Raw genomic sequence first — 24,080 nt, 5'->3', positions numbered from 1 at the left:
GTAGGACGTCGCCAAGCACAACATAAAGCAGCCGATCCGTTAATCAGATCGGCTGCTTTTTTGTGGTTGCAATTCAAACAAGCGTGCTAAGGGCAAAGGCCTCCTTAGCACGCTTGTTTTATTGTATGGCGCGTCCTTGAACCCAGACGCGCTGAAGCTCCAGCTGCTGGCTGAGCAGCAACACATCGGCCTGCTTGCCTGGCTGCAGCGAGCCCGTGACTTGATCGATGCCGAGCCGGCGCGCGGGATTCCCGCTAGCCATCCGGCTCGCCTGCTCTACCGTTAAGCCGACCTCTCGGACGGCATAACGGAGCGCATCGATCATGGTCAGCGTGCTGCCCGCCAGGCTATCGCCTTCCTTGAGACGCGCGACGCCGTCTTTCACGACAACATCGAGCCCGCCGAGCTGGTACTCGCCGCTGCCAAGACCGGCGGCGGACATCGCATCGGTGATGAGAAGCAGGTTGTCCGGCCCTTTCATCCGGGCGAGCAGCTGAATGCAGGCAAGGTGCACGTGATGTCCATCCGCGATGACCTCGGCCATGATGGCCGACTCCGTCAATACGGCGCCGACGGTACCCGGCTCCCGGTGATGCAGCTTTGTCATCGCATTAAAGGTGTGCACCGCATGGCTCAACCCATGCTGTACAGCCAGCTTGACCTGCTCATAGCTCGCATCGGTATGGCCGAGCGCGGCTATGATGCCATTTTCGGTCAGCGCCTTAATGTAAGGCAAGGCACCTTCGGTTTCTGGAGCGAGGGTTTGCATGCTGATCAGCCCCGGAAACCTGGAGGTCCAGTCCGCCAGCCAATCGAGCTGGGGAGTGACGATGTAGCTTGGGTTTTGTGCGCCGGGCCATTTGACGCTAATGAAGGGCCCTTCCAAATGCACGCCCAGAAGCTGGGCGTAGGGCATGGCTTGCTCCCGGTAGGCTTGTACTCGGTTCAGCACTTGATCGATCGCGTCCTTTGAAGCTGTTACGGTAGTGGCAAGCATTCCGGTGGTGCCGTGCTTGGCATGGAACCGGGTTATGGCATCCAGGCCAGCTGCATCGGCATCCATAAAGTCGTGCCCGTAGCCTCCGTGAACGTGCACGTCAATAAAACCGGGGAGGACGATTCCGCCGTGTCCGTCAATGATGTCGGCCGATGTGTTGAGAAGAGAGCGTTCCGAGGCACCATCGCCTGTACCCAAGGAGTGAATCCGGCCATCTGCCAAGCAGATCCAGCCTTGCTCAATGGTCGTATCAGGCATGACGATAGCTACGTTGTATATAAACGTGGATAGGGATGAACTCATGCGAGCAACCTCCCGGCTTCGGAATCCAGCAGTACCACGAGATGGGGATGCGTCTGCAGCAGGGAGGCAGGGCAATCCGTTGTAATAGGTCCAGTTAGCGCCCTATGTACGATCTCTGCCTTATCTGCACCTTTGACGACAAGCAGAATCATTTTGGCCTTCAGAATAGTCCCTACTCCCATGGTCAAAGCGTGCGTAGGCACTTGGTCCATAGAGTCAAAAAAGCGGGCGTTTGCTTTGCGTGTCTCTTCACGAAGCTCCACGACATGGGTTCCGCTGATGAGTGCATGGTCAGGTTCATTAAAGCCGATGTGTCCGTTATGTCCAAGACCAAGCAGCTGCAGATCGATTTGGCCCGCTGTCAGAAGCAGCTCGTCGTATCGCTTGCATTCCTCCACAGGGTCAGCGCTGTTCCCGTCCGGGATGTGTGCTTGGGACCGGGGCAAATCGATATGATTGAACAAATGAGTGTTCATATAATTACGGTAGCTTTCAGCGTGCTCCTCCGGAAGCCCTACATATTCATCCAGGTTAAAGGAAGTCGCCTGATTGAAGCGAACGACACCTCGCTGATAGCTTTTCACTATTTCCTCGTAAATACCTACCGGGGTTCCGCCTGTTGCCAAACCAAGCACAGCCCGCGGATTCGTTTGCACTAGCCCAGTAATGATGCTTGCTCCGGATTCATGCAGCTTCTCGTGGGAATCGAAGGTTAACAGATTCATGAGGGTATACTCCTTTGTCTAGTTATCTATATTTTTTGACCATTTGGAACGATTGCTCCAGCCTTGGGACGAGATCGTCAAACTGGTCGCTGATGAGACCGACAAACAAGATGTCGATGACATGCAGCTGGGCAATGCGTGAAGCCATGTCGCCGCGCCGCATGCCTTCCTCCAAGGTGGAAGTGAATAGCGAAATATCGGCAAGTGATGTTAGGGTATTGGTTCCGAATTTTGTTAACGATATGGTGGTGGCGCCATTCTCGGCTGCGCATCTCAGTGCGGCAATCGTTTCCGAGGTTTCGCCGGAATAAGAGATGCCGAGGGCAACATCCTGCTTTGTCAAATTGGAGGCGGATGTAACCTGCATATGCGGGTCGGAAAAAGTAACGGCTCGTTTGCCAATCCGAATCAGCTTTTGATAAAAATCTTGTGCAATGAGTCCTGACGTAGCCACCCCGTACAAATCGATTTGACGTGCCGACTTCAAAGCATCGATCGCTTTTTGCAGCTGCTTCAAATCCAGCATTCGCGTTGTATCGGTAATCGAGCGCACATGGTTCGACTCCATAGCACTAACGATACGTTCCAACGGGTTTCCTGCCACGATATCCTGGTATGACTGCGTATCCGTTTGTTGGGCAAGCTCGGCGGCCAGTTTCAATTTGAATTCGGTGAAGCCTGCAAAGTGAAACAGCTTGCAAAAGCGCGAAATGGTCGCGGTACTGCCGCCGGATTGCTGAGCAAGCTCCGTGATCCCCATCTGGATAATATGGTGCGGGTGGGCCAGCACGTAACCGGCAATGTCCTTCTCTTTGGGATTCATGGTGTCGATCTGTTCCTGAATAGCGCTTAAAATCCCCGGCATAGCTCACCTCATGGATGAAAATAATTTTCGTATTACTGAGTAAAATAAAGAAAAACATTTACATACATAATATAACCAATCCCGCAATGAATAGCAATAAGCAGCTTTGCCGACAACAAAAAACCATCCGCTTCGGAGAGCTTATCCGTTCGGACGGTTTGACTTTCAAGCTATTTTCCCACTGGGTGTATACTCAGAATCAATTATCTGCACCACCGTCTGCGTGGTCTTTTCGTATCGAGCAGCACGATAACGAGCAAATCAAACAAGACAAGGGGGAGGATAGCAGGGAAAAAGGAGATATGCGCTTGGTTCCGGTTTTTTACGCCATGAGGCTTACTTAATTGAAGATAGACTTTTTCTTTATCTACTTTAACGATTTTGCCTTGATAGGTTCCGCTCGCCGTTCGGACTCGGACTTGCCGGTTTACATATTTTTTGCAAGCTTTGTAGTTTTTACTTAGGGATAGGGTAGACACGTGGATCCCTCCTTTCCAGAGGTATGTATTTATATACTATGGACTTCTATTCTATAAAGTGTGGATGGGAGCGGAGCCAAGCTAGAATCCGTAAATAAACAGCTTTCACAGCAGCGGATCGTTCTGCAAGAGCATAGCGATTGTAGGAATGAGCCGAACATGAAGTGGTATTTTTTCAGTGAGGGGCACTTTTTCCATCGCTGCCTTTTTTGCGATACAATAGATTGTAAGAAAGGGACTGGGATTCACAGAGTCATGGGATAGGAGGTTTGGCCGTGTATCAAAGAGATTATATGATGCGTCTCATTCAGCAATTTTCAGAGGCAATGGTCAAAGTCATGTTTCAGCGCAGAAACCGGCAATTTGCTGAAGCGATGGAATTGTTGGTGCAAGCTATGCAGCGGCTGCTGGGGCTTAACTCCAAGATGGTGCAGGCTCTTGCCGTGAAGGATATTATCGCCTTGTTGTCGATGCAGGGACGGTTGGATGCGGGCAAGGGGCTGCTTCTTGCAGATATGCTCAAAGCTGAGGGCGAGCTGCTCATGGATGCGGGGGACGAGCGTGCCGGGCAAGCCTCTTGTATGAAAGCATTGGAGCTGCTGCTGGAGATGAGGTGGATGGAAGAGACAGCAGATCTCAGGGATGAGGTGGACAGCCGTATCGTTCCGCTGCTGGATGCCACGCAAAAGCTGCGCAAAAGCAAAGCGGTACTGGCCCTGCTGCTCGGATATTACGATTCGACGGGGATGCTGTCCAAGGCGGAGGATACGCTGTTTTTCATGCTGGAGGAGGACCAAGGGGATCCGGCGGTTATCACGCAGGGGCTCGAAATGTACGAGCGTTGGCTGAAGTTGGATGTGTCGGCGGTGGAGCAAGGGAATTTAACCAGGGATGAGCTGGAGGAAAGTTATGAAATCCTTATAAAAATGAAACAAAATGGAAGTTCGAACTGACGTTTGCCCGAAAAGGCGATTCCAAATGCGAACTTTAAAACTGCTGCTTTTATAAAATGTTCGTCTTTTTTGGTTGACAGCAACATTCCATCACTGGTAAACTAAGAGGGTAAAGCGTACGTGATAATTAGCTAAAAATGTCGAAGCATCTCGTATAAAGTCGGGAATATGGCCCGAAAGTTTCTACCCAAAAACCTTGAATTTTTGGACTACGAGTACAGCGTTCAATGAAAGGTCAGCACATCGGTGCATGGCCTTAACTTGCGCTTGGGGTCATACTTGTCGTCCAGAGGATAGCGGTGCATACCGTTTATTCAGCTGGACGCTTTTGTTTTTTAGCAGATAAAAAGGATACGTTTTTCTTATTCCTGGATCTGCCTAGATCAATGCATGCCGCCCTGGAGTCGGCGAGACCGGTTATCCTCTTGAGCATGGGGAATGTTATATTCATAAGAAGAATGCCAGAAATGGGCTTCATGCATCATGGCGGCTGATCCCATGCTCGGTCGCTTGTTGTAGGTGAAAAAAGTGTATCTCACACTCACGGAGGTTCGAAATGTCTGTACTTGTTGGAGTCATTATGGGAAGCCAATCCGATTGGGAAACGATGAAGCATGCCTGTGATATGCTTGAGGAGCTCGGGGTTCCTTACGAGAAAAGAGTCGTATCTGCACATCGTACACCGGATTTGATGTTCGAGTATGCTGCATCCGCCAGCGAACGCGGGTTGAAGGTCATTATTGCAGGGGCGGGAGGCGCCGCTCATTTGCCCGGTATGGTTGCCGCGAAGACGGAGCTGCCGGTTATTGGCGTTCCGGTCAAAACGTCCACGTTGAACGGCATGGATTCGCTTCTATCCATTGTGCAAATGCCCGGAGGCATACCGGTAGCGACCGTTGCGATCGGTCATGCCGGTGCGACAAATGCAGGATTGCTGGCAGGCCAAATTCTTGGAGCGTTTGACCCGGAGCTGCAGCAAAAAGTGCGTGCCCGCCGTGAAGCCATCCGCCTGACGATAGAAAGCAGTGTGCTGTAATGAACGGAAACAGTAACGATCTAATGAAGGCATCCGAGGGGAAGGTCATCCGTCCCGGTGGAACAATCGGCGTGCTGGGCGGCGGACAATTAGGCCGTATGCTGGCTCTGGCAGGCAGAGCCATGGGGTACCGGTTCGTTACGTTGGACCCGACTCCGGATGCGCCGTGCGGTCAAGTCGCTGATCAGCAGATTGTGGCTCCTTATCATGATGTGGCGGCTGCCAAGCAATTGGCGGAACAGTCGGACGTCATTACGTATGAGTTTGAGAATGTCGATGCGGACGTAACAACCCTGCTGATGGAGCAGTCCTATGTTCCGCAGGGCAGCAAGCTTTTGTACACGACACAGCATCGTCTGCGTGAGAAGCGCGCCATTGAAGCGGCAGGGGTCAAAGTTGCGCCATACGCGGAAATAACAAGCGCCGCGCAGCTGAGAACCGAGGCGGAACGCTTCGGGACACCGTGCGTATTAAAAACGGCGACCGGCGGTTATGACGGCAAAGGGCAGTGGGTGATCCGCTCCCTGGATGAGGTCGAGGCTGCCTACGCCGAGCTGAGCCGGGCCAAAACCGAGCTCGTGCTGGAGCAGTTTATCCATTTTGAAAAAGAACTATCCGTGATCGCGGCAAGAAGTCCGCGGGGAGAGGTGAAAGCTTTTCCTGCGGCAGAGAATATTCATGTGAACAATATTTTGCATCTATCCATTGTTCCTGCAAGAACGGCAGCAAGCATTCAGCAGGAGGCAGAACGGCTTGCGATGAGGATCGCCGAGTCGTTGGATATTATCGGACTGATCGCTGTGGAAATGTTTCTTACCGCCGACGGTGAGCTCTTCGTCAATGAGCTTGCGCCGCGGCCGCACAATTCAGGCCATTACACGATGGAGGCCTGCAAAACGTCGCAGTTTGAACAGCATGTCCGGGCGATATGCAATTTACCGCTCGGTTCGACGGAGCTGATGACGCCGGTTGTGATGGGCAATATTCTCGGGCAGCATGTCGAACCGTTGCTTGACTGGATGGTGAAGCCGGAGTCGGAGCAGATGGCGCCGGGAGTTACGGCCAAGGTTCATTTGTACGGAAAGCAGGAGGCCAAGCATAACCGAAAGATGGGTCATGTCAACGTGCTGGCGGAGTCCGTCGACGCTGCAATGCAGTGGATAGAGGCTTCAAACATATGGGAAGCTAAAGAATAAATAGGAACGATGAGAGTGGAGGATTCGAAACAATGATCGAACGTTACAGCAGACCGGAAATGGCCGGTATTTGGACGGAAGAGAACAAATTTAAAGCATGGCTTGAGGTGGAGCTGCTCTCCTGTGAAGCATGGGCTGAGCTCGGAGTGATTCCGAAGGAAGATGTTGTGGAACTGCGTAAAAATGCAGCTTTCGATATCGACCGCATTTATGAAATTGAGCAGGAAACGCGTCATGACGTTATTGCGTTCACACGCGCGGTTTCTGAAAAAGTCGGCCCTGAGCGTAAATGGGTACATTACGGCTTAACATCCACGGACGTGGTGGATACCGCCCTCGGCTACTTGCTGAGACAAGCGAACGAAATTATTGAAAAAGACTTGCTGAACTTCATCGAAATTTTGAAGAATAAGGCAATTGAATATAAAAACACCCCGATGATGGGCCGTACGCATGGAGTTCATGCAGAGCCGACAACGTTTGGTTTGAAAATGGCGTTGTGGTGGGAAGAAATGAAGCGCAACCTGGAGCGGTTCCGTTTCGCGGCGGATGGCGTTCAATATGGTAAAATTTCCGGCGCCGTCGGTACTTATGCGAACATCGATCCATTCGTGGAAACCTTCGTTTGCGAGAAGCTTGGCACGAAACCGGCTCCGATCTCGACACAAACGTTGCAGCGTGACCGCCACGCTGAATACATGGCGACTCTGGCGCTGATCGCCACTTCGCTTGATAAATTCGCTACCGAAATCCGCGCGCTGCAAAAGAGTGAATTCCGCGAGGTGGAAGAGCCTTTCGCTAAAGGGCAAAAAGGTTCCTCCGCTATGCCTCATAAACGGAACCCTATCGGCTGCGAGAGCATTTCCGGCTTGTCCCGCGTTATTCGCGGTCACATGGTTTCGGCCTACGAGAACGTAACGCTATGGCATGAGCGCGATATTTCGCACTCCTCCGTGGAACGTATTATTTTGCCGGATGCCACAATTCTTCTGAACTATATGCTGAACCGCTTTGGAAACATCGTGAAAAACTTGACGGTATTCCCTGAGAACATGAAGCGCAACATGCAAAGCACGTATGGCGTTCCATTCTCCGGGCGTGTAATGACGAAGCTGATCGACAAAGGCTTCAGCCGCGAGCAGGCTTACGATACCGTACAGCCTAGAGCGATGCAGGCTTGGGAAGAGCAGCGTTCGTTCCGCGAAATTATCGAGAATACGCCTGCGATTCGCGAGCAGCTGAGCCTGGAAGAGATTGAAGATTGCTTCAACCCGAGCTGGCATTTGAAGCACGTAGATACGATCTTTACGCGTCTTGGTTTGAATTAATAAATAAAATAATGATGTTCAAGCAGAACGGTCACCAGATGCTGGGCTGTAAGCTTGAAAATCAATTCAGGGGAGAACGGACGATGGTCTCAACAACGGCTATTTCAAGTGCTGAGCAATATGTCAAAGCGCCGCTGCTGTATAAAGGCAAAGTACGCGAGCTGTACGATCTGGGAGAGCACTTCCTGATCGCGGTCACCGACCGCATCTCCGCATTCGACTGGGTGCTGTCTCCGGCCGTGCCGGACAAAGGAAACGTGCTGAACAGCTTGAGCAAGTTCTGGTTCGAGCAAACGGCGCATCTGATGCCGAACCACGTGGTTCACGCAGATGTTGACCGGTTAGGGGATCTCGTGACCGATCGCGAAATCATGAAGGATCGCTTTATGGTAACCAAAAAAGCGGAGCGCATCGACATCGAGTGTGTCGTTCGCGGGTACATTACCGGCGGAGGCTGGCGCCAATACGAGAAAACCGGAGAAGTGAACGGACACAAGCTGCCAGAGGGCATGCGCAAAAATGAGCGGTTTCCGAAGCCGATCTTTACACCGGCAGCCAAAAATGACGTTGGCCACGACGAGGACATCTCGATCGAGCGGATGAAGGAGCTGGTCGGTGCGGAGCTGACAGAGCAGCTGGAAGCGAAAAGCATTATGCTGTATGAGTTCGCGCGTCAGTTCTGTGAGGAACGCGGCATTATTTTGGCGGATACGAAATTCGAATTCGGTCTGATCGACGGAGAGATTATCTTGATCGATGAAATTTTCACTCCGGACTCCTCCCGTTTCTGGGCAAAAGAAAATTATGCCTACGACATCGAGATCGACAGCATGGATAAAGAACCGGTACGGACTTACTTGGCAGGTACCGATTGGGATAAAAACAGCGAGCCGGATCCATTGCCTGCTTCTGTAGTGGAAGAAACGTCCCGCCGTTACCGTAACATCTATGATCGTTTAACGAAGTAAATAGTTTGTAATGTGAACTATAAGTTGTTTTGATTTTGGAATTTTAAGCACTTGTCTTTTTTATTTTAAAAAATATAAAGACGGTTGGAAAAATGTAAAGGTGAATAAGGGATTGTCCCGGAGAGTCTACGTGCCGCCTTTGAAAGAGGATTCCAACCTTAAAATAAGTTCAATAGGGAATCGACTTTCAATAGTGGCCGCAGGGATAACCCTTTTCATCCAAAGTAATTTTTCCAAACGTCTTTCACCAATCCCGAGGAGGATTCACCCCCATGTTAAAAGCAACCGTTTATGTAACGATCAAACAAAGCGTACTCGATCCGCAAGGAGTGGCCGTGCAAGGCGCGCTGCACTCGATGGGTTTTGACGAAGTAGGCAAGGTGCGTGTAGGTAAATATTTGGAGCTGGAGCTGGGCACAAGCGACCGTGCTGTTGCCGAAGAGCGTGTGAAGGCCATGTGTGAGAAGCTGTTGGCAAATACCGTAATCGAAGACTACCGCTACGAATTGGTCTAATCCCACTTGAAGGAGGAGCACGTGATGAATTTCGCAGTACTGGTGTTTCCCGGCTCCAATTGTGATATCGACTGCTACAAAGCGGTAGAGGACACCATTGGCCAGCCTGTTAGCTATGTTTGGCATACAGAAACGGATCTATCGAAATATGACTGTATTATCGTACCTGGGGGATTCTCCTATGGAGATTATCTGCGCTGCGGCGCCATTGCCCGGTTTGCTCCGGTTATGAATGCTTTGGTCCAAGCGGCCGAAGAAGGGAAGTACATTATTGGTATCTGTAACGGGTTCCAGATTTTGCTCGAATCCGGCTTGCTCCCGGGAGCAATGCTTCGTAACGAATCGTTGAAATTCCGCTGTCACGCGGCTATGCTGCAAGTGGAAAATACGGGCACTCCTTTTACAGCCGAGTACAAGCAGGGCGAGCTGATCAACATTCCGATCGCTCACGGGGAAGGCAACTACTACTGTGACGATGCGACACTGGCTGAGCTGAAAGCCAACAACCAAATCGTGTTCCGTTATGAAGCGGGCAATAACCCTAACGGTTCCGTTGATGATATTGCAGGTATTTGCAACAAAAAAGGCAACGTGCTGGGCATGATGCCGCATCCGGAGCGCGCGGTGCACGAGCTGCTAGGTTCGGCCGACGGCAAACGGATGTTCACATCGATCTTGAGCACATGGAGGGAAAAGAATGGCGCAGCAGTTATCGGCTAAGGAGCCAACCGCAGAGCAAATCGCGGATCAGAAAATTTACAAACAGATGGGCGTTACCGATGCCGAGTATGAGAAAGTCTGCGGATTTTTGGGCCGTCAACCGAACTATGTGGAAATCGGTGTGTTCAGTGTTATGTGGTCGGAGCATTGCTCGTACAAAAATTCAAAGCCCGTTCTGAAGAAGTTTCCTATTACAGGTCCCCGCGTATTGATGGGTCCGGGTGAAGGCGCAGGTATCGTTGATATTGGCGACAACCAAGCCGTAGTATTCAAAATTGAAAGCCATAACCATCCATCTGCGATTGAGCCGTTCCAAGGCGCTGCGACAGGTGTGGGCGGAATTATCCGAGACATTTTCTCGATGGGTGCGCGTCCTGTTGCTTTGCTGAACAGCTTGCGTTTTGGCCGTCTGGAAAATGAGCGCGTGAAATATTTGTTCGAGCACGTGGTATCCGGTATTGCAGGTTACGGTAACTGTATCGGGATACCTACCGTAGGCGGCGAAGTGATGTTCGATGAGAGCTATGAAGGCAACCCGCTCGTTAACGCGATGTGCGTAGGGATCATCGATCACGACAAGATTCAAAAGGGTGTCGCCAAAGGCGTAGGCAACCCGGTTTTCTACGTAGGACCTGCGACAGGCCGCGACGGCATTCACGGTGCAACCTTCGCATCCGAGGAATTGACAGCGGAGTCCGAAGCGAAGCGTCCTGCGGTTCAGGTAGGCGATCCTTTCATGGAGAAGCTGGTGCTTGAAGCTTGCTTGGATTTGATCAACTCCGGCATCGTACTCGGTATTCAGGATATGGGTGCGGCAGGTCTGACCTGTTCCAGTGCGGAGATGGCAAGTAAAGCCGGCAACGGTATGGAGCTGTACCTCGACGAGGTGCCGCAGCGTGAAGAAGGCATGACGCCTTATGAAATGATGCTGTCCGAGTCCCAAGAGCGTATGCTGTTCGTTGTTGAGCCTAAGCATGAGGCGCAGGCGAAAGCGATTTTTGAGCGTTGGGGCCTGCACTGTGCGAAGGTCGGTAAAGTATCCAACGACGGCCGCCTGAAACTGTTCCACAAAGGCGAAATGGTTGCCGATATGCCGGTAACTGCACTCGTTGATGAGTGTCCGGTATATAACAAGCCATCGCAAGTACCTGCTTACTACGAAGAGAACGCGAAGATCGATACGAACGCTTATGCGGAAGTAACGGATCTGAACGGCGCTTTGGAAAAAGTATTGGCTTCCCCCTCTGTAGCAAGCAAAGAATGGGTCTACAACCAATACGATTACATGGTACGTACAAGCACAGCGGTTCGTCCGGGTTCGGATGCTGCAGTTGTGACGATCCAAGGCTCGCGCAAAGCGTTGTCGATGTCCACGGATTGCAACGGACGCTTCGTGTACCTGGATCCGGAAGTGGGCGGCATGATCGCTGTAGCGGAAGCTGCGCGTAACAACGTTTGCTCCGGTGCCGAGCCGCTGGCCATTACGGATAACCTGAACTTCGGTTCTCCTGAGAAGCCGGACATTTTCTGGCAGCTGGAAAAAGCCGCCGACGGCATGGCGGAGGCTTGCCGCAAGCTGGAGACGCCGGTCATCGGCGGTAATGTCAGCTTGTACAACGAGAACGCGAAAGGCGCGATCTACCCGACTCCGGTTGTAGGTATGGTCGGTCTTGTACATGATACGGACCACATTACGACACAAGGCTTCAAGCAAGAAGGCGACGTCATCTTCGTATTGGGCGAGACGAAAGCGGAGCTTGGCGGAAGCGAGTTCCAATATGTACTGCACGGTGTAACCGAGGGCCGTCCTCCGCAGCTGGATCTGGATGTGGAGAAAAAGCTGTTGAATACGGTGCTTGGCGCCATTCAAAAAGGTCTTGTTGCCTCTGCGCATGACTTGTCCGACGGCGGACTTGCCGTAGCCTTGGCAGAGAGCTGCATCAGCGGACGACTTGGCGCCCAAGTCAATTTCACAACAGAGCTGCGCAACGATATCGCGTTGTTCAGCGAGAGCCAATCCCGTATTTTGCTAAGCGCGTCCCCTGAGAAGGCGGAGGAATTGAAGCAATATATCGCCGGTCAAGGCGTACCGGTTCAACAATTAGGCAACGTAACAGGACAAGAACTACAAATCCAAGTGAACGCTAAACCCGTCATCCAAGCATCGGTTGCACAACTAGAAAAGGTTTGGAAGGATGCGATTCCATGTCTGATGAAATAAAAACATCGCAGCAGCTATGGACAGGAAATTTCTATAATGAAGGGATCGGCAGCCATGATGGGCTGTTCGATAAGCTTCGCGAGGAGTGCGGGGTGTTCGGGGTGTTCGGACACCCCGAGTCCGCTTCTCTGTCGTATTATGGACTGCATGCCCTTCAGCATCGCGGCCAGGAAAGTGCCGGTATTTGCGTAGCGAATGGAGAAAGCTTCAGCTACTACCGCAATATGGGCTTGGTAAAAGAAGTATTCAATAATGACAATCTCACTACATTGGTCGGCCCTTCGGCCATCGGGCATGTCCGTTATTCGACATCAGGCGAAAGCAAGCTCGCGAATGCACAGCCGCTCGTGTTTAAGTACCGCGGCGGCGATTTGGCGATTGCGACGAACGGCAACCTACACAATGCCGGAGAAGTGAAGAAGGAGCTGGAGAGCCAAGGCTCGATTTTCCAAACGACGAGTGATACCGAAGTTATAGCGCACTTGATCGCAAGATCCAAGCATGATGATATCGTGCTGGCTGTGAAGGAAGCGCTGCTCAAGGTGGAAGGAGCTTACGCTTTCTTATTCCAAACGAAGGATAAGCTGATTGCTGCCCGGGACCCGCACGGTCTTCGTCCGTTCGTTATGGGACGGTTGGGCAACGCTTATTTGTTTGCTTCGGAAACGTGTGCTTTTGACGCGGTAGGGGGAACGTACTACCGTGACGTGGAGCCGGGTGAACTGCTTGTGCTGGACATGAGCACGAATGTGCTGGTCGAGGATCGTTTTTCCCCGATCAAACAGCGTGCCATTTGTGCGATGGAGTATATATACTTCGCTCGCCCGGACAGTGATATTGATGAAATCAATATTCACTCCGCACGGAAGCGGATGGGACGCCAACTCGCTCTGGAATCATTCGTTGATGCCGATGTCGTAACCGGCGTACCGGATTCCAGTATTTCGGCGGCCATCGGCTTTGCAGAGCAAACGGGCATCCCTTATGAGCTCGGGCTCATCAAGAACCGTTATACCGGCCGGACGTTCATTCAGCCGAGCCAGGAGCTGCGCGAGCAAGGTGTTAAAATGAAGCTGAGCGCGGTACGCAGCATCGTTGCCGGCAAGCGCGTCGTCATGATCGACGATTCGATCGTTCGCGGTACGACGTCGCTTCGGATCGTGAACCTGCTTCGCGAAGCGGGGGCAACCGAGGTTCACGTTCGGATCAGCTCGCCTCCTTTCAAAAATCCTTGCTTCTACGGGATCGACACGCCGGACCGCAAGGAATTGATCGCTGCGCAAAAATCGATCGAAGAAATTCGTCAAGCAATCAATGCGGACTCATTGCATTTCTTAAGTCATGATGGTTTGCTGAACGCGATCGGACGTCCTAACGGTGAATTCAACCGCGGGCATTGTACCGCCTGTTTCGACAACCGCTATCCGACGAAAATTACGGATGAAGCTGAAGTCGGATGCGGGTGTGACTAAGAAGCAAGTTAAAGAGTTGAGGTTGTGTAGGTGTGCTGCAGAGAAGGAGTGTACCTCCGGTCGCTGTTGAATGATGCTTTTCTAACCTGGTGGCCGATTATTTTCGTCCTGCTGGGGCTCGAGATTCTGGGTTATCTGGTGTTCGCCAAGAAGGAAAGTAGCGTCCTCTATTATGATATGCTGAGCTTATTTTTTGTAGGGGTACTCTGTATTGGATGCTTGGGCTTTGCTATGCTGACTTCCGTGGGCTTGATGGGTGAGGTACGCTCCATGCTGGGTTCCATAGAGAAAACAAAGGATCTGCCGGCGATCAAGGAAGCTTTGGGGGAAGGCGTGAAAAAGGTAGTGGTCCAATCGGCCGACGGGGCCATCAAGGTGGATAAATCAACGGATCGTTCAATCCAAGTATTCGGGACTTACCGGGAGCGGGTCAAGGCTGGCGTAGAGGAGCAAGTGCTTCAGAAGGAGCAGGTCATTTCGGTTCATTCGGCAGGAGATACGATGTACGTACAGATTAAAAGACTGCCGGAGGAGAGGGGGCTGGACTCCTTCTACCCGCGGATGAACGTAACGGTTGTGCTGCCGCAGGAAGTTCAAGTAGAGCTCCGTGACGCCGACAATCAAGTCATCTCGTAAAAAAGAGGCTCATCATGGACCTGCTGTCCTGATGGGCCTGTTTTTGTTGGGGCCGATCCTGCAGACCGGCTACCCTTTCCCCCGCAGCTTGCGGAAAAATTGGGTCAGCATCGCGCTGCACTCCTCTTGCAGCACGCCGCTGACCACGTCGACACGATGATTGAATCGTTCCTCTTGAAGCAGATTCATTAAAGTGCCGGCGCAGCCTGCCTTCGGATCCGTTGTGCCGTAGATAACCTGAGGAATCCGGGACTGGACAATTGCCCCTGCACACATCGGGCAAGGCTCCAGCGTCACATAAAGCCTGCAATCCAACAACCGCCAAGCTTCCAGATGCTCGCTTGCCTGTTTGATAGCGATCAGTTCGGCATGGGCCAACGGGTCGCAGGTCGTTTCCCTTAAGTTATGGCCTCGTCCGATAATTTGATCCTGCCATACGATCACGCAGCCGATGGGCACTTCCAGCTTCGCTTCGGCCTTTTGCGCTTCTTCCATCGCTGCCCGCATATAAGGAATATGCTCTTGCAATTTAAAGCACCTCGTTCTTGTGAATGTGGGTACAAACGAACAAATATTCGTTTTGTTAACATGCTGTGGATAATGTTGTGGATAACACGGTTGTTATTCACATTTTATTGTAGAGAATTGGGGATAGTTCAGCAAGTAGGTCTCTCTTATCCAAGCGGCTATCCCCAATTGGGGAAAAGTCTTCACTCAAAGATCGAGAAATTTGCGGCGTACCGCTTCCGTAGGCATCATACAGCGAACGTATTTCCCGAACAGCCTATAACGGTATTTTGCGACAAAACGATACAACGCATCACGAAGCGGTCTCGGGATTCCTATGCCTGCCGCATACAGCAGAGACCAGCCTCCGCCCAAATGCTTGCAGATGCGCAGAACGGCGGTTGAGCGGGTGTAAAATGTACTGCCCTCGGCCAATATCATCGTATCCAGGTACGATTCATCGAGCAGCTCCGGGGGAAGAAGCCTGTGCGCATATTCCGACTGTAAAGCGGCAAAACGGAGCCGGTCCTTCTTGTCATGCCGAAGAAGAAACTGCACCGAGCCGTTACAAAACTTGCAGACGCCGTCAAACAATACAACGGGATGCTTAATTTCGGAAGGGGCTGAGCCGTGATACCTTTGCGCATTGTCCATAAGATCACCTGTTTTCAAGTGGATTCACATCCGTTCCTGCCGATTCAATGGAAGCAGGATCGTCGTCTTGCTATCTTCCATTATAGCTGGTTTCTGTGTATAATGAACCTGAATATAGGTCCCTACACCTAATAAGATAGGACTTTATACTGGCATTACTCTTGGCAAACCTGCCGAAAGACAGGGACGCAAAGCTACAGGGTCTAACGTCCGTACTCCGGACTATGACAGCCTGGCCGCCGAATCGATACTGCTGCAGTGTTCTATTCCCTGGTGTGCCAAGGCTTTCCCCTGATGAGGATGATCCAGGGAATGGCCTTTTTCTCATGACTTGATGACGAAAGACACACTTGATAAGTTGAGGAGTAGATGCGCATGCTGACCAAATTGGCCAAAACGGGCACCCAGTATGAATATTCAGGAGAGAAGTACAAGAGTCCTGCGGGCATTTTGTTGAACAGCCGTACAGCGGTGGAGACGGAATTTTTTGTATCCACGGGGGTGCTGTCGTATGCAGAAGGGGATCTTCTGGAGATTGAAATCCCCGAGTATGCCCGGTTTCAGCTGGGAGATAGCGCGAAAATAACCGTGTATTCACCGGGAGGCATCTACACCTTTCTGTCGAGGGTAGTCGCTAAGGGCGAGGGCGCGCTCGTGTTTATTAATCCGCCTGCAAACCGGAACCGATTCGTGGAGAAGCGGGAGCATCCGCGGGTGGAAGTAAACGAGGCGGGGACCCTCAGAACGACATTGGCCTCGGCAACTGAAACGAACCCGATGATCATTCAAAACATCAGCGTCAGCGGGCTTGGCTTTACATTCCAAGAGGAGCTGAAGCTGGGAAGTACCTATCAAATGGAGGCGGAGCTGGGTCAGGGCTGCTCTCTGCGATGTGAAGTTGAAATTATGCGTATGGAGCGGATCGGTGAAGAGCACTATTACGGGGCCAGGTACGTCGGATTGGGAACGGACAAGGTGAGACCGCTTCGCGCTTTTATATTGAAAAAGCAAGTGGAGCTTCACTTCGAGCGAAAGAAAAAGGAATCATCCAAGCGCACCTTTAAATAAATGAATCGCATAGAAAAGAAATTGCATCCGCCGAATCGGCGGTTTTTTGTTTGAAAAAAACTACCAAGGTGACAGAGACACCGTTTTTGCGATATAATAACTATTTAGGAATGTATCGAAAAAGTTGACTAAGGAGTTGTCCTATACATGGCTTTGAAAGCAGGGATCGTAGGTTTGCCGAACGTGGGTAAATCCACTTTGTTTAATGCAATTACTCAAGCGGGTGCGGAGTCGGCGAACTATCCTTTCTGTACAATAGATCCGAACGTCGGTGTTGTGGAGGTCCCGGATGAGCGTTTAATAAAGCTGACGGAAATTGTTGTGCCTAAGAGCGTTGTGCCTACGGCATTCGAGTTTGTCGATATTGCGGGTCTGGTAAAAGGCGCGAGCCGCGGCGAGGGCTTGGGCAACAAGTTTTTGGCGCATATTCGTGAAGTGGATGCGATCGTTCACGTCGTTCGCTGCTTCCAGGATGAGAATATTACGCACGTATCGGGCACGGTGAATCCGATCAGTGACATCGAGACGATTAATCTGGAGCTCATTCTGGCGGATGTCGAGTCCGTAGAGAAACGGATTGACCGCTCCCGTAAAAATATGAAGGGCGGAGACAAGAAATACGCGGCTGAAGTCGAGTGTCTGGAACGGATCAAAGAGGCACTGTATAACGACAAGCCTGCGCGCAGCGTAGAACTGAGCGATGACGAGGCATTGCTGATTCGCGACCTGCATTTGCTGACCATGAAGCCGATGCTATATGCGGCGAATGTGAGCGAGGAAGAAGTGGCGACGGCGGATGAGAATCCGTTCGTACAAAAGGTGCGTGAATACGCAGCTCTCGAAGGAGCTGAAGTGGTACCGATCAGCGCAAAGGTGGAATCGGAAATTGCAGAGCTCGAAGGGGAAGACAAAGCGATGTTCCTCGAGGAGCTGGGACTGCAGGAGTCCGGCTTGAATCGTCTGATCAAAGCGGCTTACAAGCTGCTCGGGCTGTACACTTACTTTACTGCCGGTGTGCAGGAGGTTCGTGCCTGGACGATTCGCAAGGGAACGAAGGCGCCTCAGGCGGCCGGCGTGATCCATACGGATTTTGAACGTGGGTTTATTCGTGCAGAGGTTGTAGCCTACGACGATCTGGTAGCTGCGGGCTCGATGAATGCGGCCAAGGAAAAAGGGCAGCTGCGCCTGGAAGGAAAAGAGTATGTAGTAAAAGACGGCGATGTCATGCATTTCCGCTTCAACGTATAGATAGAGTATAAGGGTGGAACACAGAGTAGGGGCGAAGGACGGGAGCCGCTTGGTGCAAGCGCGAGGCGATCGAGATTCGGCCCTACTCAAGCGAAAAAGACCTAAGTGCGGTGAGGCGGAACGATAGGCAAAATACGAACTTTTGTAGACATAAGGGGTGAATGATTATGTTAGATAGACTGCAATCCTTGGCAGACCGCTATGATAAATTAAGCGAGTTGCTGTGTGATCCGGACGTAACGAGCGATACGAAGAAGCTGAGGGAGTATTCCAAGGAACAATCCGATCTTCAGGAATCGTACGATGCTTACATGGAATATAAGAGTGTCGTGGAGCAATATGAAGCGGCACGCGCAATGCAAAATGAAAAGCTCGATGAAGAAATGCGCGAGCTTGTGAAGATGGAGCTCGATGAGCTTACGGAGCGCAAAGAGGAATTGGAAGAGCGCATCAAAATTTTGATGCTGCCGAAGGACCCTAACGACGATAAGAACGTTATTGTGGAAATCCGCGGTGCTGCAGGCGGGGATGAAGCCGCGTTGTTCGCATCTGATCTGTACCGCATGTACAGCAAATATGCAGACACTCAAGGCTGGCGCACGGAAGTAATGGATGTCAGCATGAACGATTTGGGCGGATTCAAAGAAATTATTTTCTCGATTAACGGGAAAGGCGCCTACAGTAAAATGAAGTACGAAAGCGGCGCGCACCGTGTACAGCGGATTCCGACAACGGAATCGGGCGGCCGTATTCATACGTCGACCTCTACTGTGGCGGTACTGCCCGAAATGGAAGAGTTCGATATCGAAATTAATGACAGCGATATTCGCGTCGATACATTCTGCTCCAGCGGTGCAGGCGGTCAGTCGGTCAATACGACGAAATCGGCCGTTCGTGTGACGCATGTGCCTACAGGTATCGTTGCAACGTGTCAGGACGGCAAGTCGCAAAACTCCAATAAGGAGAAAGCGCTGCAGGTGCTTCGCGCACGGATTTTCGATAAGCATCAGCAGGAAGAGATGGCGAAGTACGCAGGTGAACGGAAAAGTAAAGTGGGAACGGGCGACCGCAGTGAACGGATCCGGACGTACAATTTCCCGCAAAGCCGTGTAACGGATCACCGGATTGGACTTACGCTTCACCGATTGGATGCTGTATTGAACGGCGACATGGAGGAAATTGTTTCCGCTTTGACGATTGCGGCACAGTCGGAGCTGATGGATAAAGGAGAGCAAGAGTAAACCAATGACCGGTGAACGGAAATTGACCCTTCGGGAAGCCTTTATAGAGGCTTCTTCTTTTTTAGACAGGCATCAAGTGATGGAGCCGGCACATTGTGCCCAGCTGCTGCTGGAGCACTTATTAGGTCTGACCCGCAGCGAGCTGCTGCTCCGATGGTCGGATATGTTCCCCGTGGAACATTGGGGCCAGTGGAACAACATGCTGGAGCGCAAGGCGGCAGGGGAGCCGGTACAATATATTATAGGCGAGCAGGACTTTTACGGGCTTCCGTTTACAGTAACCCCGGCCGTACTCATACCGCGTCCGGAGACGGAGCTCCTCGTGGAGCAGGTGGTGGCGATCGGGAGGAAGCTTTGGCCGCTGAGGGCTATGAACGAGGCTGGCGCGGAAAAGGAAGCAGAAGCGGCCGCCCCGCTGATTGCCGATATCGGCGCAGGGAGCGGGGCCATCGCGGTGACGCTCGCAGTGCAGTGTCCGCAGTGGCGCTTGATGAGCTCGGACATTTCGCCGGCTGCGCTGGCGGTTGCCGAAGCGAATGCGAAGCGCCATGGGGTGGGCGATCGGGTCGCCTTCCTGGAAGGGGACCTGCTCGTGCCTTACATCGAGCGCGGCCTGCGCCTCGATGCGGTGGTTTCCAATCCGCCGTATATCCCGGAGGCGGATGAAGCGGGGCTGCAGCCGGAGGTTCGGCTGTATGAACCGGCTTCCGCGCTGTACGGTGGAGCGGACGGACTCGTGCTGTACCGCCGGCTGATTGCGCAGCTATCCGAGCTTGTTGCGCTGCCCTCCCTAGTCGGGCTTGAGGTCGGACAGGGACAGGCCCAAGCAGTGGCACAACTGCTGTGTGAAGCCGCGAAATGGGATGAAGTCCGCATCATTCCTGATTTGGCGGGGATTGACCGCCATGTGCTGGCAGTTCGTTATACAGGCGAATCTAGCGAGCTGCCTTAGTAGATTAACTTTTTGCTAGATTGCTAGGTTTAAACCCTCTCGCTCTTGTCCATACTGAGGACTAGGAACAAGGCGAGAGGGGCACGGGTATCATGGTGAAACGCACATCCTATCTTCGGTTTTTTTATATGGCTTTTGCACTTATTCTATTAATCTCTTGCTGGGAAGCTCAGCGCAACAATGCCGTAGTTTTTGCCTCGAACGTAACGCAAACTGCAGGGGCGGAAGCGAACGCTTCGATTCCACAAGAATCCATCCGCTTGCGTATTTTGGCCAATTCCGATTCGCCGTCCGATCAATGGGTGAAGAGAGAAGTAAGAGACGCAATCGTAGAGCAAATGAGCCAATGGGTGCAAGGTCCTCACACGATTGAGCAGGCAAGAGAGACCGTTCGTGCTCATCTGCCGGAGCTCCACAAGCTTGTAGGCGATACCTTGCGCAAGTACGGTTTTACTTATGATTATCAAGTGGAGCTGGGTACCGTTCCGTTCCCTATGAAAATGTATGGCAATCAAATATATCCCGCCGGAGAATACGAGGCACTCCGTGTTTCCATCGGGGAGGCGGAGGGACAAAACTGGTGGTGTGTGTTATTTCCTCCGTTATGTTTTGTTGATTCCGATGCCATAGCGAAACCAACGAACGTAGCCGAGGCCGCTGCGGCCAATGAGGATTCCGCTAAAAAGACGGAAGCTTCCTCTGCGAATGGGGATGCATCCAAGCCTTCGAAAACTGCGGGCAAATCCCAAAGCTCGGAGAAAACCCCCGATAAGGCAGTCAAGGGGACCGATTCTTCAAAAGCCGGGGCAAGCACGGCCAGTGCTAATGTCAAGCTTGCTGCTGCAGGGCAACCATCTGTATCGGCCGCTGCTCAAGCTAAAGCGCCTCAGCCTGAAATTCATTTTTTTCTGTGGGATTTGCTGAAAAAACTGGGCTCGCTGTTCGCTTAGGGCGGACGGAAGGTGAAGGAGACAGGCCATCGGGGCCTGATCGAAATCGATAAGGATGATAGAGATGACAACCTATTGGAAGGTATTAGCGACGGAAGATGTAGATGTAAAGGGTTTGGCAAAAGCCGGGGAGCTGCTCCGTCAAGGCGGTACGGTAGCTTTCCCGACTGAAACGGTCTATGGTCTTGGAGCCGATGCAAGGAACACGGAAGCTGTTCAAAAGATTTTCAAGGCCAAAGGGAGACCTTCGGACAACCCTTTGATCGTACATATTTCCCACCGGTCTCAAATCGAGGAGCTGGCCGCTGCCCCGAATGAGGCCGTTTCGCGTTTGCTCGACGCGTTCTGGCCCGGGCCTTTGACCGTTGTGCTGCCGGTCAAAGACGGCGCACTCTCCCCCCTAGTGACCGCGGGGCTTGACACGGTCGGGCTGCGCATGCCCGACCACCCCGTGGCGCTGCAGCTGATTGAAGCTGCAGGCTGTCCCGTGGCGGCTCCGAGCGCGAACCGCTCGGGCAGGCCAAGTCCCACACGCGCCGAGCACGTGCGGGAGGATCTGGCCGGGCGCATCGACGGCATCGTCGACGGGGGGGCGACCGGCGTGGGCGTGGAGTCCACGGTGGTGGAATACACCGCAGACGGCAACGGTGATGGCACCGGGGTGCTCCACGTGCTCCGGCCCGGCGGCGTAACGGCCGCCCAGCTGCGCGCGGTGCTGCCTGGCGTCGAGGTGCGGGAAGCTTCCGCGCACCTGAGCGAGCCCTCCGCAGCGCCGCGCGCGCCGGGCATGAAGTACACGCATTACGCGCCCCGCGGCGTCATGACCCTTGTTCAGGGCGAGGACCCTGAACGGGTACTCGCTCGCATGCAGCGCGAGCTCGATGAGGCCCGCGCACGCGGGGAGCGGACCGGCGCGCTCACGTTCCGCGAGCATGCCGATGCGCTGTGCGCGGACCATGTCGTCGCCTGCGGGAGCCTGGGCGACCTTGAGACCGTAGCGCACGGCCTGTACGCCGCGCTGCGCGAGTTCGATGAAGCGGGAGTTACCTTCATCATAGGAGAGGCTTGCCCCGAATCGGGCATCGGGGCAGCTATCATGAACCGGCTGCGCAAAGCGGCCGGGGACCGCGTGATCGAGGCGGATTAAAAATAGATAAACGTAGGGGGTGCGAGCTTCCAAATGATTTTGGAATCCGCCGTTTTGCACGTGAGGCCGGGAGAGACCGAAGCCTTTGAGGCAGCGTTCCGCACAGCTTCGGCAATCATTTCCAGTATAAAGGGCTATATACAGCATGAGCTGCATAAATGTATCGAACACCCGGACCAATACTTATTGCTTGTCCGGTGGGAGTCGCTGGAGGACCATACCATCGGGTTCAGAGGCTCTGAAAAGTATGCGGAGTGGAAAAGCCTGCTGCACCATTTTTATGATCCGTTTCCTACTGTAGAGCACTACGAAGCCGTTTCTTTAGAAGAATAGTGAACAAAAGTCGGCTTCGTCTTGGCGGAATGTCTCGGTTGTCTAAGGTTCAAAGGGGGCAAGCCTCCCGCCTTCGCTCCATGCTATGTCTGCTTTCCCCTGCGCCATGGATGCCTGCCTTGCAGGCATAAGACCAAGCCCCTGTCATGATTCCCTTCTTGTCCGCATATGTTGATTAGGAACGGGAACAGGAGGTAGGTAGCAGATGGATTGGACATCGCCCTTATTTATAGGACAATTCATAGCAATCGTGATTATGGCCGTTGCGTTAGGGCTGGATGCCTTATCGTTGGGAATCGGCATAGGGATGAAAGGGATCCGCAAGCTGGATGTATTGAAGCTCAGCTTCGTTATCGCTCTATTTCATATGGTGATGCCTTTAATGGGCATGTTTATGGGCGGCTATGTCAGCTCGCTGCTGGGGGGCGTTGCCTCCAAGGTCGGCGGTGTCTTACTCGTGCTGCTTGGCGTACATATGGTGTACAGCTCCCTGAAAGGGGAAGAAGCCCCTTCTTTGGACCATCGCACGTTATGGGGAACGATCCTGTTCGCGCTTAGCGTCAGCATCGACTCTTTTTCCGTAGGTGTGTCTCTGGGAATGTTCTCAGGAGACATTCTTTTAACCGTCTTGATGTTCGGTACGGTAGGAGGAGTTATGTCGATCATCGGACTGATGCTGGGACGCAAGGTCGGGCGGTGGATCGGTGAGTATGGCGAAGCGATGGGCGGAGTCATTTTGCTGGCGTTCGGTGTACACTTCCTGCTATAAAGGCATGGGACAGCCGAAGGCCCAAAAACATGACGGGGTATCCATATTTAAGCTCAAATGAGGTATAATACTAGGATAAGACCAACACGGGAAAGGCAGGAATATGTATGAATCGCATCCTTTTCGTTTGTACAGGCAACACCTGCCGGAGTCCGATGGCTGAGGGCATCCTGCGCCGGCTTTTGAAGGAACACGGATTGGACCATATCGAGGTTCGTTCGGCGGGGGTGGCGGCCTCTAACGGATCACCGGTATCCCGACATGCGGCATCCGTTCTGAAGGAGCAAGGCATATTGGACAACATGAGCTCCAGCGCCTTGTCCCGGGAACTGCTGGAATGGGCCGATCTCATACTGACCATGACGACAGGACATAAACAGCACGCGATCGGCCGTTTCCCAGAGTATATTGACAAAATCTATACGCTCAAGGAATATGTTGAGGTTGATGAAGAAACAGCCCGCCGCATGAACGAGCTCGAGCAATTAACTGCAGAGCTGCAGCTGAAGCATGCGTTAGCTCAGCACATTACTCAAGAGGAGCGGGTACGCTTGCTGACGCTGGAGAGGGAGCTGCCTGATTATGAAATTGCAGACCCGTACGGCGGGTCGCTGGCTTTGTACCGGCAGTGTGCGGAAGAAATTGAAGAAGCTTTAATGAAGCTCATATCCAAGCTGAAGCCATGAGTTGAGAAGATTCGTTAAGGGCAGATGCCTGGCAGAAACGGCAGTCTTGTGGTGTTCATTTACTCGGACTTTACAGGCTTCGCATGGAGAACCTGATCAACGCGATCCTGC

At 52.5% G+C, this 24,080-nt stretch carries 25 protein-coding genes and 2 riboswitches; of the genes, 19 read left to right on the top strand and 6 right to left on the bottom strand.

Annotated elements, in window-relative coordinates:
* Positions 1-118: 118 nt before the first annotated feature.
* The 4 genes from nagA to CF651_RS10950 form a co-directional block, all read right to left on the bottom strand.
* Positions 119-1,300 carry an N-acetylglucosamine-6-phosphate deacetylase gene (gene nagA, locus CF651_RS10965; RefSeq protein ID WP_094014897.1) on the bottom strand — a complete coding sequence of 394 codons (1,182 nt, stop codon included), beginning with the start codon at positions 1,298-1,300 and terminating at the stop codon, positions 119-121.
* Positions 1,297-2,025: a glucosamine-6-phosphate deaminase gene (nagB, locus tag CF651_RS10960; RefSeq protein WP_094014896.1), complete on the bottom strand. Its 729-nt coding sequence runs from the start codon at positions 2,023-2,025 to the stop codon at positions 1,297-1,299. Before nagB ends, nagA begins: the two co-directional genes overlap by 4 nt.
* Positions 2,026-2,047: 22 nt before the next feature.
* A complete protein-coding gene (locus CF651_RS10955) occupies positions 2,048-2,890 on the bottom strand; it encodes a MurR/RpiR family transcriptional regulator (RefSeq protein WP_094014895.1) in 843 nt (280 codons plus the stop codon).
* A gap of 203 nt (positions 2,891-3,093) precedes the next feature.
* The gene (locus CF651_RS10950) at positions 3,094-3,369 is read right to left on the bottom strand and encodes a hypothetical protein (protein WP_094014894.1); all 276 of its coding nucleotides are present in this window, start codon (positions 3,367-3,369) and stop codon (positions 3,094-3,096) included.
* A 275-nt stretch (positions 3,370-3,644) separates the two neighbouring features.
* On the opposite strand from CF651_RS10950, the gene CF651_RS10945 reads away from it, so the two are divergent.
* From CF651_RS10945 to CF651_RS10900, 10 genes are all read left to right on the top strand, one after another.
* Positions 3,645-4,322, top strand: a complete 678-nt coding sequence (locus tag CF651_RS10945; RefSeq protein WP_094014893.1) for a DUF6483 family protein — start codon at positions 3,645-3,647, stop codon at positions 4,320-4,322.
* A 130-nt stretch (positions 4,323-4,452) separates the two neighbouring features.
* A riboswitch (purine riboswitch) is annotated at positions 4,453-4,554 on the top strand.
* A 324-nt stretch (positions 4,555-4,878) separates the two neighbouring features.
* A complete protein-coding gene (purE, locus tag CF651_RS10940) occupies positions 4,879-5,358 on the top strand; it encodes a 5-(carboxyamino)imidazole ribonucleotide mutase (protein ID WP_094014892.1) in 480 nt (159 codons plus the stop codon).
* A complete protein-coding gene (gene purK / locus CF651_RS10935; protein WP_094014891.1) occupies positions 5,358-6,554 on the top strand; it encodes a 5-(carboxyamino)imidazole ribonucleotide synthase in 1,197 nt (398 codons plus the stop codon). Before purE ends, purK begins: the two co-directional genes overlap by 1 nt.
* A gap of 32 nt (positions 6,555-6,586) precedes the next feature.
* A complete protein-coding gene (gene purB / locus CF651_RS10930) occupies positions 6,587-7,882 on the top strand; it encodes an adenylosuccinate lyase (protein WP_094014890.1) in 1,296 nt (431 codons plus the stop codon).
* Positions 7,883-7,965: 83 nt separating this feature from the next.
* The gene (locus tag CF651_RS10925; RefSeq protein WP_094014889.1) at positions 7,966-8,850 is read left to right on the top strand and encodes a phosphoribosylaminoimidazolesuccinocarboxamide synthase; all 885 of its coding nucleotides are present in this window, start codon (positions 7,966-7,968) and stop codon (positions 8,848-8,850) included.
* A gap of 272 nt (positions 8,851-9,122) precedes the next feature.
* The gene (gene purS / locus CF651_RS10920) at positions 9,123-9,365 is read left to right on the top strand and encodes a phosphoribosylformylglycinamidine synthase subunit PurS (RefSeq protein ID WP_079914022.1); all 243 of its coding nucleotides are present in this window, start codon (positions 9,123-9,125) and stop codon (positions 9,363-9,365) included.
* Positions 9,366-9,389: 24 nt separating this feature from the next.
* Positions 9,390-10,085 carry a phosphoribosylformylglycinamidine synthase subunit PurQ gene (gene purQ / locus CF651_RS10915; protein WP_094014888.1) on the top strand — a complete coding sequence of 232 codons (696 nt, stop codon included), beginning with the start codon at positions 9,390-9,392 and terminating at the stop codon, positions 10,083-10,085.
* Positions 10,063-12,306: a phosphoribosylformylglycinamidine synthase subunit PurL gene (gene purL / locus CF651_RS10910; RefSeq protein ID WP_094014887.1), complete on the top strand. Its 2,244-nt coding sequence runs from the start codon at positions 10,063-10,065 to the stop codon at positions 12,304-12,306. The genes purQ and purL overlap by 23 nt, the downstream gene beginning before the upstream one ends.
* A complete protein-coding gene (purF, locus tag CF651_RS10905) occupies positions 12,291-13,778 on the top strand; it encodes an amidophosphoribosyltransferase (RefSeq protein WP_094014886.1) in 1,488 nt (495 codons plus the stop codon). Before purL ends, purF begins: the two co-directional genes overlap by 16 nt.
* A gap of 48 nt (positions 13,779-13,826) precedes the next feature.
* The gene (locus CF651_RS10900; protein ID WP_144029043.1) at positions 13,827-14,414 is read left to right on the top strand and encodes a hypothetical protein; all 588 of its coding nucleotides are present in this window, start codon (positions 13,827-13,829) and stop codon (positions 14,412-14,414) included.
* A gap of 69 nt (positions 14,415-14,483) precedes the next feature.
* Here CF651_RS10900 and tadA read toward each other — a convergent pair whose 3' ends face one another.
* Both tadA and CF651_RS10890 read right to left on the bottom strand, forming a co-directional pair.
* Entirely contained in the window at positions 14,484-14,942 is a 459-nt protein-coding gene (tadA, locus tag CF651_RS10895) for a tRNA adenosine(34) deaminase TadA (protein ID WP_342746570.1), read from the bottom strand.
* A 186-nt stretch (positions 14,943-15,128) separates the two neighbouring features.
* On the bottom strand, positions 15,129-15,593 hold the full coding sequence (locus CF651_RS10890) for a thiol-disulfide oxidoreductase DCC family protein (RefSeq protein ID WP_245855828.1): 465 nt from the start codon (positions 15,591-15,593) through the stop codon (positions 15,129-15,131).
* A 135-nt stretch (positions 15,594-15,728) separates the two neighbouring features.
* A riboswitch (cyclic di-GMP riboswitch) is annotated at positions 15,729-15,819 on the top strand.
* Positions 15,820-15,950: 131 nt separating this feature from the next.
* On the opposite strand from CF651_RS10890, the gene CF651_RS10885 reads away from it, so the two are divergent.
* From CF651_RS10885 to CF651_RS10845, 9 genes are all read left to right on the top strand, one after another.
* Entirely contained in the window at positions 15,951-16,643 is a 693-nt protein-coding gene (locus CF651_RS10885) for a PilZ domain-containing protein (RefSeq protein WP_094014883.1), read from the top strand.
* Positions 16,644-16,790: 147 nt separating this feature from the next.
* Complete coding sequence (gene ychF, locus CF651_RS10880; RefSeq protein WP_094014882.1) at positions 16,791-17,891, top strand: redox-regulated ATPase YchF; 1,101 nt, start codon at positions 16,791-16,793, stop codon at positions 17,889-17,891.
* 167 nt (positions 17,892-18,058) lie between these two features.
* Positions 18,059-19,132 (top strand): peptide chain release factor 1, encoded by a 1,074-nt coding sequence (gene prfA / locus CF651_RS10875; RefSeq protein ID WP_094014881.1) that lies wholly within the window; start codon positions 18,059-18,061, stop codon positions 19,130-19,132.
* A 4-nt stretch (positions 19,133-19,136) separates the two neighbouring features.
* Positions 19,137-20,084, top strand: coding sequence for a peptide chain release factor N(5)-glutamine methyltransferase (gene prmC, locus CF651_RS10870; RefSeq protein WP_094014880.1), 948 nt, complete (start codon positions 19,137-19,139; stop codon positions 20,082-20,084).
* 92 nt (positions 20,085-20,176) lie between these two features.
* Positions 20,177-21,034, top strand: coding sequence for a stage II sporulation protein R (gene spoIIR / locus CF651_RS10865; protein WP_094014879.1), 858 nt, complete (start codon positions 20,177-20,179; stop codon positions 21,032-21,034).
* Positions 21,035-21,089: 55 nt separating this feature from the next.
* On the top strand, positions 21,090-22,181 hold the full coding sequence (locus CF651_RS10860; RefSeq protein ID WP_094014878.1) for an L-threonylcarbamoyladenylate synthase: 1,092 nt from the start codon (positions 21,090-21,092) through the stop codon (positions 22,179-22,181).
* 33 nt (positions 22,182-22,214) lie between these two features.
* Complete coding sequence (locus CF651_RS10855) at positions 22,215-22,514, top strand: antibiotic biosynthesis monooxygenase family protein (RefSeq protein WP_094014877.1); 300 nt, start codon at positions 22,215-22,217, stop codon at positions 22,512-22,514.
* A gap of 205 nt (positions 22,515-22,719) precedes the next feature.
* The gene (locus CF651_RS10850) at positions 22,720-23,283 is read left to right on the top strand and encodes a manganese efflux pump MntP (RefSeq protein ID WP_094014876.1); all 564 of its coding nucleotides are present in this window, start codon (positions 22,720-22,722) and stop codon (positions 23,281-23,283) included.
* Positions 23,284-23,390: 107 nt separating this feature from the next.
* Positions 23,391-23,969 (top strand): low molecular weight protein arginine phosphatase, encoded by a 579-nt coding sequence (locus tag CF651_RS10845; RefSeq protein ID WP_094014875.1) that lies wholly within the window; start codon positions 23,391-23,393, stop codon positions 23,967-23,969.
* Positions 23,970-24,080 lie beyond the last annotated feature (111 nt).

The sequence above is a fragment of the Paenibacillus rigui genome, from assembly GCF_002234615.1.
Lineage (GTDB): Bacteria > Bacillota > Bacilli > Paenibacillales > NBRC-103111 > Paenibacillus_S > Paenibacillus_S rigui.
The sequence above is the reverse complement of the archived record's forward strand: the minus strand, read 5'-3'. Positions and strand labels throughout refer to the sequence as shown.

What these genes read in the sequence shown, in the direction of transcription:
- CF651_RS10955 (WP_094014895.1), bottom strand. Translation starts at nt 2,890, where the DNA reads ATGCCGGGGATTTTAAGCGCTATTCAGGAACAGATCGACACCATGAAT.
- purB (WP_094014890.1), top strand. Translation starts at nt 6,587, where the DNA reads ATGATCGAACGTTACAGCAGACCGGAAATGGCCGGTATTTGGACGGAA.
- prfA (WP_094014881.1), top strand. Translation starts at nt 18,059, where the DNA reads ATGTTAGATAGACTGCAATCCTTGGCAGACCGCTATGATAAATTAAGC.
- CF651_RS10850 (WP_094014876.1), top strand. Translation starts at nt 22,720, where the DNA reads ATGGATTGGACATCGCCCTTATTTATAGGACAATTCATAGCAATCGTG.
- CF651_RS10860 (WP_094014878.1), top strand. Translation starts at nt 21,090, where the DNA reads ATGATAGAGATGACAACCTATTGGAAGGTATTAGCGACGGAAGATGTA.
- nagB (WP_094014896.1), bottom strand. Translation starts at nt 2,025, where the DNA reads ATGAATCTGTTAACCTTCGATTCCCACGAGAAGCTGCATGAATCCGGA.
- purK (WP_094014891.1), top strand. Translation starts at nt 5,358, where the DNA reads ATGAACGGAAACAGTAACGATCTAATGAAGGCATCCGAGGGGAAGGTC.
- CF651_RS10885 (WP_094014883.1), top strand. Translation starts at nt 15,951, where the DNA reads ATGCTGACCAAATTGGCCAAAACGGGCACCCAGTATGAATATTCAGGA.
- CF651_RS10855 (WP_094014877.1), top strand. Translation starts at nt 22,215, where the DNA reads ATGATTTTGGAATCCGCCGTTTTGCACGTGAGGCCGGGAGAGACCGAA.
- nagA (WP_094014897.1), bottom strand. Translation starts at nt 1,300, where the DNA reads ATGAGTTCATCCCTATCCACGTTTATATACAACGTAGCTATCGTCATG.
- prmC (WP_094014880.1), top strand. Translation starts at nt 19,137, where the DNA reads ATGACCGGTGAACGGAAATTGACCCTTCGGGAAGCCTTTATAGAGGCT.
- purE (WP_094014892.1), top strand. Translation starts at nt 4,879, where the DNA reads ATGTCTGTACTTGTTGGAGTCATTATGGGAAGCCAATCCGATTGGGAA.
- spoIIR (WP_094014879.1), top strand. Translation starts at nt 20,177, where the DNA reads ATGGTGAAACGCACATCCTATCTTCGGTTTTTTTATATGGCTTTTGCA.
- purQ (WP_094014888.1), top strand. Translation starts at nt 9,390, where the DNA reads ATGAATTTCGCAGTACTGGTGTTTCCCGGCTCCAATTGTGATATCGAC.
- purF (WP_094014886.1), top strand. Translation starts at nt 12,291, where the DNA reads ATGTCTGATGAAATAAAAACATCGCAGCAGCTATGGACAGGAAATTTC.
- CF651_RS10925 (WP_094014889.1), top strand. Translation starts at nt 7,966, where the DNA reads ATGGTCTCAACAACGGCTATTTCAAGTGCTGAGCAATATGTCAAAGCG.
- purS (WP_079914022.1), top strand. Translation starts at nt 9,123, where the DNA reads ATGTTAAAAGCAACCGTTTATGTAACGATCAAACAAAGCGTACTCGAT.
- purL (WP_094014887.1), top strand. Translation starts at nt 10,063, where the DNA reads ATGGCGCAGCAGTTATCGGCTAAGGAGCCAACCGCAGAGCAAATCGCG.
- CF651_RS10845 (WP_094014875.1), top strand. Translation starts at nt 23,391, where the DNA reads ATGAATCGCATCCTTTTCGTTTGTACAGGCAACACCTGCCGGAGTCCG.
- ychF (WP_094014882.1), top strand. Translation starts at nt 16,791, where the DNA reads ATGGCTTTGAAAGCAGGGATCGTAGGTTTGCCGAACGTGGGTAAATCC.